The organism is Sphingobium sp. WR1 (assembly GCF_059693745.1).
The window spans coordinates 392,064-407,006 of record NZ_JCATID010000002.1 but is presented as its reverse complement, the minus strand read 5'-3'; the positions used below and the strand labels follow the sequence as shown (position 1 = coordinate 407,006).

Genomic DNA, 14,943 nt, shown 5'->3' with positions numbered 1-14,943 from the left:
CAGACCCGCTTGCTGTTGACCCAGGCGTCAGAACCGTTCGTTACGGCTACGGTTCCCATTATGCGCCGACAGGGTAATGCACATATTCGCTGAACGCACGATTGCCAGTGCGCAATTGCAGCCGAATATCGGTCGAACCGGCCCCATTCCGCCGCAGGTCGAGCACCGCGCGATATGATCCGGGCTTGCCAAGAACGGGATAGCCGGCGGTCTTGATCATCGTGCCGCCCTTGATGTCGCTCCAGATGTCGGGCTTGCTGCCCTCCGCCACGCCGGAAAAATCGACGACCAGTCGGTCGCTGCCTTCCTGCCCGCCGCGCCCGCGCCAGACATTGTCGACGATCGCCAGTCCCGTCGAAGCCGGCGCCGTCGCCGCGCTCCAGTCCAGCCGATAGCTGGCGTCGATCCGCCTGCCGGGCGTGACGGCGGCGGCCGGCGTCCAGTAGGCGGCGACATTGTCGGTATATTCGCTGTCGGTGGGAAAGGCATAGAGCCGTACTTCGCCCCGGCCCAGTGCCCTCGCCGGCGTCGCCCAAAGCGACGGGCGGCGATCATAATAGACGCCGTCATCCTGATAATGATCGAAATCCCGGTCGCGCTGGAGCAGGCCGAAACCTTTGGGATCGCGCTCGGCAAAGACGCTGACCAGTGGGGCGGATGGATTGACCAGCGGGCGCGCATGGGCGGTGCCATCCGCGCTGGCGATGGACAGAAGGTCGCTGTCGTGGATTTCCGGCCGCCAGTCGGTGCCCTGCGTGCGATTGGCCTGATCATACCAGAACATGCTGGTCATCGGCATCAGCCCCAGTTCCGGGATCGCCTTGCGCGGGAAGAGGGCGGCGGTCACATCCTGCCGCACGCCGTCCGATCCAAGGCTGCTGACGAAGCGATAGGCGCCGGCGATCGAAACGCCGTCCAGCAGCGCGTAGATGGTGACGCTGCTGTTCCCCGTCCGCTCCAGCCAGAAATGGGTGAAGCGGGGAAATTCCTCCTTGCCCAGACTGGTATTGATCGCGATCGCGCGCGCCGACAGGCCGAACTGTTTCTGCGGGCTGGGCGCGCGGAAATAGCTGGCGCCCAGAAAGGACAGCCAGTCGCCGTCCCGCTTGGCGTTCATGATGCGGAAGCCGGCAAAGCCCGCATCCGGCCCCAGCGCGGCGACGGCATTGCCCGCCGGCGCGTCGAACATGGCGGGATCATAGCGGAGTGGCGTCGCCTGCCCCTTGTCCACGACGGAAATCTGCACCGGCTGCGGCGCGGTGTTGGACAGGGGGAAGAAGCGGATGCCCGTGTCACCCGGCAGATCGCCCCACAAGGTGCGGTCGTCGCGGAAGCGCGCGGCGTGCAGCGCATCATAATCAACCCTGGCCGCCCCGGGATGGGCGGGCGTCTCCTTATAAGGCGCGCGCGCCAGCCTTTGGGCCTGTCCGACCAGCCTTTCCCAGGAGAAAGGCTCGACCCGCGTCTGGGCGCGCAGCGAGGCGGGGAGGAGGAGGGCGGCGCCGGAGGCGGCGATCATCGCGCGCCGGTCTATCTTGGTCATGGGATCGATCATGGATGGCGGAAACGACCAAGCCAAGCCTTGTATCCCGGCAAATGCGATGAAGCCTCCGCCCGGGGGGACGGAGGCTTCGAATTGCTGGTCGTTTGATCGAAGGTTGGCCCCCGGCGCGGTGGGGACCATTGATGCGCCGGGGGCCACATTGGCGGACTGCAAGGTGACCATGACCTCAGCCCGCCAATCTTGTCGGGATTTAGCCGATCAGCTTCAGCACGCCCTGCTGGCTCTGGTTGGCCTGGGCCAGCATCGCGGTCGAAGCCTGGCTCAGGATCTGCTGCTTGGCCAGCGCGGTCGTTTCAGCCGAGAAGTCGGCGTCTTCGATGCGGCTGCGGGCGTCGGTCAGGTTGGTGACGTTATTGGTCAGATTGTTGACCGTCGATTCGAGGCGATTTTGCGCTGCACCCAGATCGGCGCGGGCGGTCGACATCGACTGAATGGCTTCATCGAAGCTGCCGGCCGTTCCGCTGGTGCCCAGGGCGGTTGCAAAATCTGTCGCAGTCGCCGTGGTCACGTCGAAGGCCAAAATGGTGGCAAGGTCAGCGGACACGTCGCCAAAAGTCAGGTCGATCGTGTCGTTTGCGTTGGCACCGGCCTGGATCGTCACGACGCCGGCGGTGCCAGCCGTGCCGTCGAACAGCTTCTGACCGTTGAATTCGGTGTTGGTCAGCGTGCTGGTGATCTGCTCCGACAGGGAAGAGATTTCCGTCTGGATGTTCGCCTTGGCGTTGGCGTCGTTGATGCCGTTCGACGCCTGGACGGTCAGTTCACGCATACGCTGCAGCATGTTGGACACTTCGTTCAGGGCGCCTTCAGCGGTCTGCGCCATCGAAATGCCGTCATTGGCGTTGCGGATGCCCTGGGTCATGCCGCGGATCTGCGAGGTCATGGTCGAAGCGATGGCGAGGCCGGCGGCGTCGTCCTTCGCGCTGTTGATTCGCTTGCCGGTCGACAGGCGTTCCATGGCGGTGCTCAGCGCCTTGCTGGCGGAGGTGGAGGCGTTGGCCGAGCGCAGCGCCGAGGTGTTGGTTCCGATAACAGTCATGATATTCCCTTTCAAATTCAACCATCAGGTCGCTGCCATCAGGGCGCTTGCGGCCTCGAAAGGGGATAACGGCGGGGTGAAGCGGGCCTTTAATTCAGGCCGCATTTTTTTCTGAAAATCTGTAAAATCAACAGCTTGACGCGCGCGTATATAAGGAGGCGCGGAAAAAATTGCCGGAAACCGGAAAAAAATTGCCGGTCTGCGGCAAGCGGATTGCCGTGTTAACCATCTAATAACCACGGAACGATAGAAATTAACCATCGAAGGGGCATGGGGCGTACGGGGGTACAAGCCAGCCAAAAACATGGGGTCAGTTCATGTCATCGCTTGACGTGAGCCATGGGGTCTGCGCGCTCGTTCCGGGTTTGCAGCACTGGCTCGAAAATGCCTGCTATATGGTGCGGATCGTGGATGCCGCCAGCCCGCGCGACAAGGATAGCCGCCGGGTGCTGCTGGCGACCGAGATCGGTCATGCCACCCATCGCGACATCCTCATCAACCTGATCGACGGGGCGCCTTCGCTGGTCGCCGCCGCCAACGGCCTGCCGGCGCGCGTCGCCTTCGGCCTGGAGGATATGGGTTTCGCCTTTGCCCTGATCGCCGAACTTGCGCGCCCCGCTTGCGTCCCGGCCGTGGGCGATGCGGCCAGCGCGCATCTGATGGGCCTGGCCGCCCGCGTCGCCCGCAGCGATGCCACCGTGCTGATCCAGGGCGACACCGGCACCGGCAAGGAGGGCATGGCGCGCTTCCTTCATGCCCGGTCGGGCCGCTCCACCCATGACTTCATCGCCGTCAACTGCGCGGCGCTGCCCGAAACCATGATGGAAGCCATGTTGTTCGGCCACAAGAAGGGCAGCTTCACCGGCGCCGCCCAGTCGTCCGACGGCCTGTTCCTCGCGGCCGACGGCGGCACCCTGTTCCTCGACGAAATCGCCGAACTGCCGCTGGCGCTTCAGGCCAAGCTGCTGCGCGCGCTTCAGGAAGGCGAAGTGCTGCCCGTCGGCGCCACCCACCCGGTGCCGGTCAATGTCCGCATCGTCGCCGCCTGCAACCGCGACCTTGCCGGCGAAGTCGCCGCCGGCCGCTTCCGCGAGGATCTCTACTGGCGGCTCAACGTCATGCCGCTGGAACTGCGTCCGCTGGCCGAGCGTCGCGGCGACATCAGCGCCATCGCCGCCGCCATGCTGCTGCGCCAGCAGGATCTGGGGCGCGACAAGTTCGTGTGGCCGACCGCCGCCGCGCTGGAAAAGCTCGCCGCCCATCGCTGGCCGGGCAATGCCCGCGAACTGGGCAATGTGCTCCAGCGCGCGCTGGTGCTGCGCGACGGCGACCGCATCGACGCCGCCGACCTGCATATTTCCGGTGCGCCGCAGCCGCTGCGCATCGTCACGTCGGCGCCGCTCGCTGCCGCCGAACCGATCCTGCTGCGCGACGTGACCCGCAATTCCAAGCTGGAAGCGGTGCGCGTCGCGCTGCGCGAAACCGACGGCCACCGCGCCGCCGCCGCGCGCAAGCTGGGCATTTCAGAACGCACGCTGCGCTATCGGCTCGCCGAGATGCGCGAGCTGGCCGCTTAAGGGAGGCTGACAGATGAACGGCATTTCCCCCACCGACAGCGTGATGGCGATCCGCAACGCCATCCTGCAGAAGAATGCGGCCCTGCGCGACGTCAGCCAGACCGGCACTATCGGCGGCGCGACCGGCGCAAACGGCACGCAGGGCACCCCGCCCGGCGGCTTCACCGATGCGCTGAACAGCGCGCTGCAACAGGTCAACGGCCTCCAGAACAAGGCCGGCGAGGCTGCCGCCTCCTTCGAGCGCGGCGAAACCACCGATATCGCCGGCGTCATGCTGGCCAAGCAGCAGGCGTCGGTCAGCTTCGAAGCGACCCTTCAGGTCCGCAACAAACTCCTGTCCGCATACAAGGACATTATGAGCATGCCGGTCTAACCCATGAGCGAGAACGCACTCTCCACCAATGTCGGCGCCGCTGCGCCGGCCCTTCCTGCTTCGGCCGCTTCCTCCTTCGGGGGCGGGGCCAAGGGCTTCGACGCGCTCAAGGCGCGCTTCACCGGCTTCATGAAGCAGCCCGCCGTGGCCAGGAGCCTGCCGCTGCTCGGCCTGCTCGGCACCGTCGCGGTCGCCGGGCTTGCCTGGATGGCGCTGCGCGAACCGCCGCAGCGCGACCTGTTCCGCGGTCTGCCCGATGCCGACAAGTCGGCCGTCGCGCAGGTGCTGGACCAGAATGGCGTGCGCTACGGCTTCGACAGTTCGGGCGCGATGACCGTGTCGCAAGATGATTATTTCAAGGCGAAGATGATGCTCGCCGCCCAGGGCCTGCCCAAGAGCGCGCCCGACGGCAACAGCATGATCGACAGCCTGCCGATGGGCGCGTCGCGCGCCGTCGAGGGTGAAAAGCTGCGCTCGGCGCGTGAGATGGACCTGGCGCGCACGATCGAGGCGATCGACAGCGTCGAAAGCGCGAAAGTGCATCTGGCCGTCGAACCGCCCAGCGTCTTCCTGCGCGACCGCGCCAAGCCGTCCGCCTCGGTGATGCTGCGCCTCGCCAACGGCCGCACGCTCACCGACCAGCAGGTCAGCGCGATCGTCCATCTCGTCGCCTCCTCTATTCCCGAGCTGAACCCGGACGATATTTCGGTGGTCGATCAGAATGGCCGCCTGCTCAGCAACAATGACGGCGATGCCGCCGATGATCGCCAGCTCGCCATTCAGGGCAAGATGGAGGACCGTTATCGCCAGTCGGTGATCGCGCTGCTGACGCCGATCCTGGGCCAGGGCAATTTCTCGACCGAGGTGCACGCCGAACTGAATTTCGCCGAGCGTCAGGCGACCCGCGAAACCTACCCGCAGGATGAAGCCCGCCTCCGCAGCGAGCAGGGCACCTGGGCCTCCGATCCGCGCGGTCAGGGCGCAGGCGAGGCGTCGGGCATCCCTGGTGCGCTCAGCAACCAGGCGCCGGTCAACCCGACCGTCACCCAGACCAATCCCAATGGCCAGGCGGTGACGCAGGGCCAGACGGCCCAAGGTCAGTCAGGGCAGGGCGCGCAGGCCGGCCAGCCCGGCACGCCGCCCAACCCGCTCATGAAGACCGAGGAAACCTTCAACCGCAATTTTGAGCTGGGCCGCGAAGTGTCCGTCACCAAGGACGCGATCGGCACCGTCAAGCGCCTGTCGGTCGCCGTCGCGCTCGACAATGGCCCGGACGGCAAGCCCCGCTCCGCGCAGGAAATCGCCGCCTTGGAAGCGCTGGTGAAGGGTGCGGTCGGGTTCGATCAGGCGCGTGGCGACGTGGTCGCGCTCTCCTCGCGCAGCTTCGTCAAGGCCGCCGACCCGACCCCCCCCTGGTATGAGGCCGACTGGGTCTCGCCGCTGGTGCGCAATGTGTCGGCCCTGCTGGTCGTGCTGCTGCTGGTCTTCGGCATCGGCCGCCCGCTACTGAAGCGCCGCGCCGCCTCTCAGCAGGCCGCGGCGGTCAATACGGCGGAAACCGGCCAGCGCATCGGCCGCGAGATTTCGAGCGAACTCACCAAGCAGGCCGCCGCTCAAACGCCCGATGGCGCCGAAGCGAAGGTCACGCTCGACATGATTTCGTCCACCTATGACTATGCGCAGCGCGCCGACCTGATCCGCAATTTCGTGAAGCAGGATCCCGACCGCGCCGCCCTGGTCGTCCGTGACCTGCTGAAGGAAGCCAAGAAGGACAAGGAAAATGCCTGAGATCGTCCCCGGCCGTCCCGAGGCGCTCAAGGGCAGCGCCGCCGCCGCCGTCCTGCTGATGCTGTTCAACGAGGATGAAGCCGCGCAGATCCTCTCCCGCCTGGAGCCGGAAGAAGTGCGCCAGCTCGGCTATGCCATGTATGATGTGCAGGATGTCGAGCCAGAGGAAGTGAACGAGGCGCTCGATCATTTCGTCACCAAGGCGAAGAAGCGCACCACCATCGGCTATGGCGCCACCCGCCATATTCGCGGCGCGATGACCAAGGCGCTGGGCGAGGAACGCGCGGAAACCATCCTTGCGCGCATCACCCCGCCGACCCGCTCCACCCAGCTCGAAATGCTCAAGTGGATGGACGCGAAGGAGGTTGCGGCGCTGATCGAGGCGGAGCATCCGCAGATCATGGCGATCGTGCTCGCCCATCTGGAGGCGCCCGTGGCCGCCGACGTGCTGCAATTGCTGCCGTCGGAATATCAGGAAGAGATCGTCTATCGCATCGCCACGCTCGGCCCGGTGTCGAACGAGGCGCTGGAGGATCTGGAGCAGTTGCTGCTGCGCGGCCCTGCCGGCAAGCAGGGCGCGGCGTCGCAGCGCGGCGGCACGGTCGAGGCGGCGGCGATCATGAACAATGTCCGCAAGGACAATGAACAGCGGATCATGAAGGCCGTCGCCAAGCGTGACAAGATGATCGCCCAGACGATCGAGGATGAGATGTTCGTCTTCGATAATCTCATCGACATGGACGACAAGAATCTGGGCACGCTGATGCGCACGATCGACAGCACGGTGCTGGTGGTCGCCTTGAAGGGCGCGAACGACATGCTGAAGGCGAAGATCTTCAGCTGCATGTCGGCCCGCGCCGCGCAGGCCATCGCCGACGAGATCGAGGAACGCGGCCCGATCCGCCTTGCCGAAGTGATCGACGCGCAAAAGCTGATCATCGCCACCGCCCGCCGCATGGCCGATGCGGGCACCATCATGCTCGGCGGAAAGGGCAATGACTTTGTCTAGATTTTGGGGCGCCGAAGCGATCCAGGATGCGGCGCCGGTCGCGGTCGCGGGCTTCCGCCCGGCCGAAGGCGGCTTTCGCAGCCTCTATACCGCGCCGCCGGCACAGCAGACCGCGACCATCCGCGCCGCCATGGCCGATGCGGAGCCGGACGTCGATCTGGTGGAGGAGGCCCGGATGGAGGCCTTCACGCTGGGCTTCGACGAGGGCTGCCGCGTTACCGCCGAAGCGCACGCAGCCGAAAATGACGCGCGCGAGCGGCTGATCGAGGCGCTCGAACTGCTGGCCCCCGCGCCGAGCGGCATGTTGTCGACCATGTTGTCGGCCACGGTCGTCCGTCTGGTCGAGCAGATTGTCGGCGAAGTCGAGATCGACATGGAGCGGCTCGTCCAGCGCTGCGACAGCGTCGCCGCCTTCATCGAGAGCAATCAGGACAAGAGCGCGCTGCACGTCCATCCCGACGACGCGGACCTGCTGAGGGACGAACAGATCGGCGTGCCGCTGGTCGCCGACCGGACCATGCAGCGCGGTTGCGTCCGCCTCGAAACCGCCGACGGCTGGGTCGAGGACGGCCCCGACGTGCGTCTGGCGCGTTTGCGCGCGCTGATGGACGATATGGAGGGCAAGGCATGATCCGTGCCGCGCTCGCCCAGGCCGAAACCCTGTTCGACCATCTCCAGGTGCAGAATCGTGCACCCCGCCATGTCGGCCGGCTGGTGAGTCATGATGCGGGGATGCTCGAAGTCAGCGGCTTTCGCCGTCCGATCGGTTCGGGCGCGCGCGTGCTGGCCAGCGACGGATCGGTCTGCCGGGCCGAGGTCGTCGGCTTTCGCGGCGACCGCACCTTGCTGGTGCCGCTCGATGCCGACGCGCCGCTGGAAAACGGCATCCGCGTCGAACCGGACAGCCAGGCGAACATGGTGCAGGTGGGCGACGGCCTGATCGGTCGCGTGATCGACGCCATGGGTCAGCCGCTCGACCGCAAAGGGCCGATCATCGCCGGCGGCACCTGGCCATTGAACGGCGTGAAAGGCAATGTGCTCGACCGGGGCCGCGTCACCGAACCGTTCGACCTTGGCGTTCGCGCCGTCAACGCGCTGCTGACCGCCGGGCGCGGCCAGCGCATCGCCATCATCGCGGGATCGGGCGTGGGCAAGTCCGTCCTCATGGGCCAGATGATCGCCGGTGCCGAAGCCGACATCGTCGTCACCGGCCTGATCGGCGAACGCGGCCGTGAAGTCAGCGACTTCCTCGAAACCAAGCTCAAACATTCGATGCACAAGTCGATCGTCGTCGCCGTTCCCGCCGATCATCCGCCGGTGCTGCGCCTGCGCGCCGCCGCGCGCGCGACCGCCATCGCCGAATATTTCCGGGCGCGCGGCAAGAAGGTGCTGCTCCTGATCGACAGCCTCACCCGCTGCGCCCATGCCCAGCGCGAAATCGGCCTGGCGCTGGGTGAACCCCCGGCGATGAAGGGCTATCCGCCCTCCGCCCTCGCGCTCATTCCGCGCCTGGTCGAGCGCGCGGGCGTCGATGCCCGCACTGGCGGCTCGATCACCGCGCTCTACACCGTGCTGGCCGATGGCGACGACACCGACGATCCGATCGTCGACGCCGCCCGCGCCATCGTGGACGGCCATTTCGTTCTGTCGCGCCATCTGTCCGAACAGGCGATCTTCCCCGCGATCGATATCGGCAAGTCGCTGTCGCGCGTCATGGCCGACGTGGTGGATGACGAGCATCGCATGGCCGCCGCCAGCTATCGCCGCCTCTGGGCCGCCTATGAGGAAAATCGCGACCTCATCCTGATGGGCGCCTATCGTCCCGGCAATGATCCCGTCATCGACGAAGCGGTCCGCCGCCGTCAGGAGATACTCGACTTCATCCGGCAGGATCAGAAGAGCCGCATCGACCTTAACACCAGCGCCGACGCGCTCATCGCCGGATTCGGCGCATGAAGGGACTGGTCAACCGCCGCCAGCGCGTCCTGCGCGTCCGCGCCGTCCAGCATTCGATGGCGCTCGCCGAAACCGCGCGCGCCCGCGACGAGGCGAACGGCATCGCCCATAATCTCGAACGGCTGCGCCGGGTGCGCGGCGAACTGTTCGGCGGGGAGGGGATGGCGAACGGCGCGTCCTTCGCGGCGATGCAGGAACTGGCGACCCGTCTGGAGCAGGCCAGCCGCCAGCTCGACGGGGCGCTCTATGATGCGCAGCGCAATGTCGAGGCCAAGGAAGGCCTGACCGTCGCCGCCAATCGCGAAAAGGAAATCGCCAGCCGCCTCAAGGACCGCGCCCGCGCGGAACTGGAGGAATGGCGTGAGAACAAGCTGGCCGCGCTGCCGCGCTATCGGCGGATGCAGCGGACGGGGGACGCCTGACATGACGATATTGACCAGTTTGAAGGCATTGCTGTTTGCTTCACCCGCAAAGGGTGTGGTGAAGAACGATGCCGCCCAGCCGATCGAGGCCGTGGCCGATTTCGCGCAACTGCTGGGCGTCGCCAAGAGCGGCGCCGCTTCCGAAGCGGCATCCAGTTTGGCTGCTTCGCCGGTCGTGCCGTTGCAGGATGGGGGGAGCGAGCAGGCAATTGTCCCTGCCTTTCAGGCTCCCATGCCGTCGGCTTTCCCGTCGCGGCCCGCTGTCATCGGCGGGCAGCAGGCCGGACAAGCCGAACTGCCGCCCGTGCCAGAGGTCGATGCCGGCCCGGCCGATCCGGTTGCCGATGCCGATCCGATCCCGGCCATCGCGATGCCAGCGGTGCCAGTTGCGCAGCCCGCGGCCATCGCCGTTGCACTTGCCGATCCGGGCGGTGCGCCGGTCAAGGCCCATAAAACGCCGCCGCTTGTCATGTCCGCGCCGCCAGAGGTCGGGGCCGCCATCGATGATCTGGCGCAGGCGCCGGTGGCCGAAGAGGCGACCCCATCCGATGGAGAGGATATGCCGGTCGAGGAGGCTGATGTCCCGACCCCGGATGTCTCGCCGATCGCGGTCGCGGTGCCGCCAGCCGTCGCGCCCGTGCCGACCGTTCAACCCGCTCCCCCGGTCGCGACTGGCGTGCCGGAAAAGATGGTCGAGCTTGCGTCTGCGACGTCACCTGCGCCGCCCGCACCCGTTTCCATGGCGCCGGCCGCGCCGCATATCGCGCCCGCTTCGACGCCTGCGCCGGGTCCCGTCCCGACTCCGCCGAAGGCTGCGCCCTTGCAGGCTGGGGAGTCCGGCATGCCGGTCCCTTCGTCGCCCGTGTCGCTGCCCGTGGACGTGGCAGCAGCCCCTGTGCCGCCGCTTGCATCGGTCGTTCCGCCAGCGCCCCGGATCGCGACCGACGCGCCGGCAAGTGCGGAGGAGGCCGCTCCCGCCGTCACGCCCTTAGCGCCGCCAATCCTATCCACCCCAGCGCCCGCGCCGTCCGTCGCGCCGCAATCCGTTGATTCGGTCGATCCAGCCATCGCCGTCGCGCCCGAACAGCCGGCGCCCGATCAGCCCAGGCCCGCGCCGGTCAAGGCGGAGGCGGTATCGCTGCTGCAACTGGTGCGCGATCATATGCAGGGTCGGACGGTAGCGCGCGCTTCTGCGACGACGGGCGCGGTGAGGGCGGTCGCGGGCAAGGACAGGATTTCCGAAGCGTCCCAAGCGTCGGCCCCCCTGACGGCCATGCCCCCAAATGATCGCGCCGCCGTGCTGATGTCGCCCGCATCCGTCGGCTCCGTGCAACAGCCGGTCGCGTCCACGCCGTCCGGCGACCTGTCCGCCAACCTTGGCGCGCAGGTCGTGGACATGGGCGTGTCGGGCCAGTGGATCGATGGCCTTGCCCGCGATATTGCCGGCCTGTCGGCCAATGGCGCGCAGGGGCGGTTCCAGATCAATACGAACCAGCTTGGTCCTGTTCAGGTCGACATCCGGCAGGGTGAGGATGGCGCCGCCGTCAGCCTGACCGTCGTGACCGAAGCGGCGGAAATGGCGCTCCGGCAGGACAGCGACCGGCTGAAGCTCGACGCCGGCCTGTCGGCGGTGCGGATCAGCGAGGTGAAGGTGGAACGCGCGCCGCATGTCGCGGAGGCTGCACGCTCAGATTCCACAGGGAACCAGTCCGGTTCGCAGTCGCAATCCCAATCCCATTCGCAGGGTCAATCCGCCGGCTGGCAGGGTCAGGGCATGGGTCAGTCGTCCGCCCAGTCGCACATGCAAGGGCGCGGACAGCAGCGCGAAAATATCGCCTTTACCCATAAAGGAGGCAGCGATCCGTCCGTTCTTAACCATGAACGGGCTGGCGGGGACGCCGGCGACCTGCCGCGCGCGCGCTATGCGTGACCGGCCGCTTTTCCAGGGGACATGAAGCATGAGCGACGAGCCTAAGGCCAAGAAGAAAAAGGGCGGGAGCGTGAAGATGATCCTGCTGCTGGTCGTGGGCGTCGTCGTGGGCGGCGCAGGCGCTGCCGGCGGCCTCTACGCAGCCGGTTTCTTCAGTCCCAAGGCCGAAGGTCCCAAGGAAGACCCGAACAAGCCGGTGCTGGTGCTGGCGGGTGAGGATGCGCAGGCCGTTGCCACCGCCCATGGCTGGGCGGGGGAAAGCGGCGGCGGCGAAGGTGGCGGCGGTCATGGCGGCGGCGGGGGCGGTGAAAGCCATGCCGTGTCCGTGGGCCATGCGCCGGGCAAGGGCATCGACCTGCCGACGCCGGTCAATCCGATGGCCTATCAGGCCACCTATTTCCAGCTTCAGGCGCCCTTCACGTCCAATATGTCGGATACGGACGCTTTCGCGCAGATCAGCGTCGCGGTATCGACCTATTATGACTATCGCGTGATCGCCGCGGTCAAGCAGCATGAGACGCCGATCCGCAGCCAGGTGCTGATGCTGCTGGCGGAACAGCCGCAGGAGATGCTCGACACGCCCCAGGGCAAGCAGGCGCTCCAGGGCAAGATCAAGACGGTGATCAACGATATTTTGAAGCAAAAGACGGGCTATGGTGGCATTGATAACGTTTATTTTACCAATTTCGTTATTCAATAGGGCTGCCTGAAAGGATTGGGATGTCCCCTGATCCATGCGGGCAGGGGACCAAGATGACCGACGTTCAATCCTACGCCTTCGGGCGCGGGGAATCGCAGGCGCCCGTGATGCTGTCCGGGCTGGACCGGCTGGGCGAGAAGCTCGGCCGGCGTATTCGCGCCATCGTCGAGCCGATCGCGGGCGTGCGCCCCAATGTCGAGGCGCAGGAAGCCAGGGTGCTGGATTTCGCCGCCTGGTCGGCGCAGGTGCCCTCCTTCTGCTCTCTGTCCGTCTATCGCCTGCTGCCGCTCAAGGGGCAGATGCTGCTGCGCATGGACGCCACCATGATCTCGACCTTCGTCGACTGTTTCTATGGCGGCATCGGCAACCGGCCGCTGCCCGCCCGCACCGAATTTACTCCTACCGAGGACCGGCTGATCGCCCGCCTGTGCGATTCGCTGCTGTCGCGGCTGGTGGAAACCTGGGACGATGTCCTGCCGCTCGAACCCGGCCTCATGCTGCGCGAAAGCGGCGTCGGCTATGCCGCGGCGGCGCAGCCCACCGACCAAATGGTGCTCCAGCGCTTCATGATTTCCTTGACCCGTGAGCAGGAATGGCCGGTCGACCTGCTCTTCCCGCTTTCCGCCCTGCGCGCCGTCGAGGGGCTGGTCAGCACGAAGATGCCCACTGACGAAGAGCATCTCGATCCCGTCTGGCAGGCGCGCATCGCGCGGCGTATGCGCGACATCCGCCTGCCCGCCCGCACCGTGGTGGCGCGGCCCAATCTCTCGCTCGCCGACCTGATGGAATTGAAGGTCGGCGACGTCATTCCCGTCACCATAGGCCGTTCGCTGCCGCTCATTGTCGGAAACCGCATCGTCGCCCATGGCTCGATCGGCGAACAGGACGGCCGCGCCGCCTTCCAGATTGAAAAGCTTGCACAGGAACCCGAACAATGAGCGACATGAGCGAAGCCCCCCGCATGGAGCGGGCCGAGGACCCGGTGAGCCGGATGAACAACAACCGCCAGTTCAAGCTGCTGGCGGACATTCCGGTGCGCATGTCGGTGGAGGTCGGCTCGACCTCGCTCCGCCTCGCCGAAGTGATGGACCTGGCCGAGGGCAGCATCGTCGAGCTGGACCGTCAGGCCGACGACCTGCTCGACATCATGGTCAATGGCGCGCTGATCGCCAAGGGCGAGGTGGTGACGGTCAACGGGCGCTACGGCATCCGCATCGTGGACATCGCCGCGACCGAAAACCGCCTTGCCGGGATCGAACGGCGCGGCTGATCCCGAGCCGCTGATTTAGCGCTTGCCTTCGTCCCCGAAACTGCGGATCGCAGGCCGATATTAACCATAGCTGCGGGCGGCTTTCATGTTCTGGTATTTCGTCAAACTGCTGATCCTCCTGCCGCTGGTCGGCGGCATGGCCTTTGGCGCGCTGTGGCTGTGGCGCAAATATCAGCCCGGCATGATGGCGGGGCAGGGCGACCGATCGCTGAAACTGCTCGAAGCCTTGCCCATGGGCGCCTTCGGCAAGCTCGCCGTGGTGGAGTTCGAGGGCAGAAAAATCCTCGTCGCCGTCACCCGTGGCCGCATCGAGAAGATCGCGGAAGGCGACTCCTATCGTGGTCGGTAAAAGCTTGACTTCCGTTCGCCCTGAGCTTGTCGAAGGGCGCACGCGACCAACGATTTCCCGCGTGCTTCGACAGGCTCAGCACGAACGGAGCTATGTTGGCGTTGCGATAGCTTTCGTTGTGCTCGCTATGTTCATATTGCTCCTCTTCGCCGTCCCAGCCTTCGCCCAGGCCGCGCCCGCAGCGCCGGTCGACAATGGCGGCGCGCTGAGCCGCGCCATGGGGCAGATTTCGGGCGACGGCCGCTCGCTCTCGCTCAGCCTGCAAATCCTGATCCTCATGAGCCTGCTGACGGTGCTGCCGTCGCTCGTGCTCATGATGACCAGCTTCACCCGCATCATCATCGTCCTGTCGCTGCTGCGCCAGGCGCTGGGCCTGCAACAGACCCCGCCCAACCAGGTGCTGGTCGGCCTTGCCCTGTTCCTTTCGCTTTTCGTGATGCGCCCGGCGATCGACACGATCAACGCCCAGGCCTTCGACCCCTATGGCAAGGGGCAGATCAGCATCGAGGAAGCGGTCGGCCGCTCGGGCAAGGTGCTGCACGGCTTCATGACCAAGCAGACCCGCGAAAGCGACCTCAAGCTTTTCGCGAACCTCGCCGAAGCGCCCGCCTTTCGCACGCCCGCCGACATTCCCTTCTCGATCCTGCTGCCGGCCTTCGTCACCAGCGAACTCAAGACCGCGTTCCAGATCGGCTTCATGATCTTCCTGCCCTTCCTCATCATCGACCTTGTCGTCGCGTCCACGCTGATGGCGCTGGGCATGATGATGCTGTCGCCCACCATCATCTCCATGCCGTTCAAGCTGCTGCTGTTCGTGCTGGTCGACGGCTGGGCGCTGACCATGGGGTCACTGGCGGGGTCGTTTGCGACATGATGCGCGTTCTTTCTCCGCATCCGTTCAGTTCGAGCTTGTCGAGAACCGTCCACCGGGACTCGTTCTCGACAAGCTCGAACCGAACGGTTTGA

Annotated in this window: 15 protein-coding genes; 13 read left to right on the top strand and 2 right to left on the bottom strand. The window is 66.2% G+C overall.

Annotated features, from left to right (window positions below; all coding sequences use genetic code 11):
- Positions 1-58: 58 nt before the first annotated feature.
- Positions 59-1,543 carry an OpgD/OpgG family glucan biosynthesis protein gene (locus AC58EF_RS04520; protein WP_497274862.1) on the bottom strand — a complete coding sequence of 495 codons (1,485 nt, stop codon included), beginning with the start codon at positions 1,541-1,543 and terminating at the stop codon, positions 59-61.
- Between the two features lie 211 nt (positions 1,544-1,754).
- Positions 1,755-2,603: a flagellin N-terminal helical domain-containing protein gene (locus AC58EF_RS04515; RefSeq protein WP_497274861.1), complete on the bottom strand. Its 849-nt coding sequence runs from the start codon at positions 2,601-2,603 to the stop codon at positions 1,755-1,757.
- 317 nt (positions 2,604-2,920) lie between these two features.
- On the opposite strand from AC58EF_RS04515, the gene AC58EF_RS04510 reads away from it, so the two are divergent.
- From AC58EF_RS04510 to fliP, 13 genes are all read left to right on the top strand, one after another.
- Positions 2,921-4,180: a sigma-54 interaction domain-containing protein gene (locus tag AC58EF_RS04510; RefSeq protein WP_497274859.1), complete on the top strand. Its 1,260-nt coding sequence runs from the start codon at positions 2,921-2,923 to the stop codon at positions 4,178-4,180.
- Between the two features lie 13 nt (positions 4,181-4,193).
- The gene (gene fliE / locus AC58EF_RS04505; protein WP_497274857.1) at positions 4,194-4,553 is read left to right on the top strand and encodes a flagellar hook-basal body complex protein FliE; all 360 of its coding nucleotides are present in this window, start codon (positions 4,194-4,196) and stop codon (positions 4,551-4,553) included.
- 3 nt (positions 4,554-4,556) lie between these two features.
- Complete coding sequence (gene fliF, locus AC58EF_RS04500) at positions 4,557-6,341, top strand: flagellar basal-body MS-ring/collar protein FliF (RefSeq protein ID WP_497274856.1); 1,785 nt, start codon at positions 4,557-4,559, stop codon at positions 6,339-6,341.
- Positions 6,334-7,350 (top strand): flagellar motor switch protein FliG, encoded by a 1,017-nt coding sequence (gene fliG / locus AC58EF_RS04495; RefSeq protein WP_497274854.1) that lies wholly within the window; start codon positions 6,334-6,336, stop codon positions 7,348-7,350. Before fliF ends, fliG begins: the two co-directional genes overlap by 8 nt.
- Entirely contained in the window at positions 7,337-7,981 is a 645-nt protein-coding gene (locus tag AC58EF_RS04490; RefSeq protein ID WP_497274852.1) for a FliH/SctL family protein, read from the top strand. The genes fliG and AC58EF_RS04490 overlap by 14 nt, the downstream gene beginning before the upstream one ends.
- Complete coding sequence (locus AC58EF_RS04485) at positions 7,978-9,306, top strand: FliI/YscN family ATPase (RefSeq protein ID WP_497274850.1); 1,329 nt, start codon at positions 7,978-7,980, stop codon at positions 9,304-9,306. Before AC58EF_RS04490 ends, AC58EF_RS04485 begins: the two co-directional genes overlap by 4 nt.
- Positions 9,303-9,728, top strand: coding sequence for a hypothetical protein (locus AC58EF_RS04480; protein ID WP_497274848.1), 426 nt, complete (start codon positions 9,303-9,305; stop codon positions 9,726-9,728). The genes AC58EF_RS04485 and AC58EF_RS04480 overlap by 4 nt, the downstream gene beginning before the upstream one ends.
- Position 9,729: 1 nt before the next feature.
- Complete coding sequence (locus AC58EF_RS04475; RefSeq protein WP_497274847.1) at positions 9,730-11,658, top strand: flagellar hook-length control protein FliK; 1,929 nt, start codon at positions 9,730-9,732, stop codon at positions 11,656-11,658.
- Between the two features lie 28 nt (positions 11,659-11,686).
- Positions 11,687-12,358, top strand: coding sequence for a flagellar basal body-associated FliL family protein (locus AC58EF_RS04470; RefSeq protein WP_497274845.1), 672 nt, complete (start codon positions 11,687-11,689; stop codon positions 12,356-12,358).
- Positions 12,359-12,411: 53 nt separating this feature from the next.
- A complete protein-coding gene (locus AC58EF_RS04465) occupies positions 12,412-13,296 on the top strand; it encodes a flagellar motor switch protein FliM (RefSeq protein ID WP_497274843.1) in 885 nt (294 codons plus the stop codon).
- Entirely contained in the window at positions 13,293-13,628 is a 336-nt protein-coding gene (gene fliN, locus AC58EF_RS04460) for a flagellar motor switch protein FliN (protein ID WP_497274842.1), read from the top strand. The genes AC58EF_RS04465 and fliN overlap by 4 nt, the downstream gene beginning before the upstream one ends.
- 85 nt (positions 13,629-13,713) lie before the next feature.
- Positions 13,714-13,977, top strand: coding sequence for a FliO/MopB family protein (locus tag AC58EF_RS04455; protein WP_497274840.1), 264 nt, complete (start codon positions 13,714-13,716; stop codon positions 13,975-13,977).
- Between the two features lie 127 nt (positions 13,978-14,104).
- Positions 14,105-14,851, top strand: a complete 747-nt coding sequence (gene fliP / locus AC58EF_RS04450) for a flagellar type III secretion system pore protein FliP (RefSeq protein WP_497274838.1) — start codon at positions 14,105-14,107, stop codon at positions 14,849-14,851.
- Positions 14,852-14,943: the final 92 nt, after the last annotated feature.

Coding starts and splice junctions, on each gene's coding strand:
- AC58EF_RS04470 (WP_497274845.1), top strand. CDS start 11,687: ATGAGCGACGAGCCTAAGGCCAAGAAGAAAAAGGGCGGGAGCGTGAAG.
- AC58EF_RS04515 (WP_497274861.1), bottom strand. CDS start 2,603: ATGACTGTTATCGGAACCAACACCTCGGCGCTGCGCTCGGCCAACGCC.
- fliG (WP_497274854.1), top strand. CDS start 6,334: ATGCCTGAGATCGTCCCCGGCCGTCCCGAGGCGCTCAAGGGCAGCGCC.
- AC58EF_RS04455 (WP_497274840.1), top strand. CDS start 13,714: ATGTTCTGGTATTTCGTCAAACTGCTGATCCTCCTGCCGCTGGTCGGC.
- fliN (WP_497274842.1), top strand. CDS start 13,293: ATGAGCGACATGAGCGAAGCCCCCCGCATGGAGCGGGCCGAGGACCCG.
- AC58EF_RS04485 (WP_497274850.1), top strand. CDS start 7,978: ATGATCCGTGCCGCGCTCGCCCAGGCCGAAACCCTGTTCGACCATCTC.
- AC58EF_RS04475 (WP_497274847.1), top strand. CDS start 9,730: ATGACGATATTGACCAGTTTGAAGGCATTGCTGTTTGCTTCACCCGCA.
- fliE (WP_497274857.1), top strand. CDS start 4,194: ATGAACGGCATTTCCCCCACCGACAGCGTGATGGCGATCCGCAACGCC.
- AC58EF_RS04490 (WP_497274852.1), top strand. CDS start 7,337: ATGACTTTGTCTAGATTTTGGGGCGCCGAAGCGATCCAGGATGCGGCG.
- AC58EF_RS04480 (WP_497274848.1), top strand. CDS start 9,303: ATGAAGGGACTGGTCAACCGCCGCCAGCGCGTCCTGCGCGTCCGCGCC.
- AC58EF_RS04465 (WP_497274843.1), top strand. CDS start 12,412: ATGACCGACGTTCAATCCTACGCCTTCGGGCGCGGGGAATCGCAGGCG.
- fliF (WP_497274856.1), top strand. CDS start 4,557: ATGAGCGAGAACGCACTCTCCACCAATGTCGGCGCCGCTGCGCCGGCC.
- fliP (WP_497274838.1), top strand. CDS start 14,105: ATGTTCATATTGCTCCTCTTCGCCGTCCCAGCCTTCGCCCAGGCCGCG.
- AC58EF_RS04520 (WP_497274862.1), bottom strand. CDS start 1,543: ATGACCAAGATAGACCGGCGCGCGATGATCGCCGCCTCCGGCGCCGCC.
- AC58EF_RS04510 (WP_497274859.1), top strand. CDS start 2,921: ATGTCATCGCTTGACGTGAGCCATGGGGTCTGCGCGCTCGTTCCGGGT.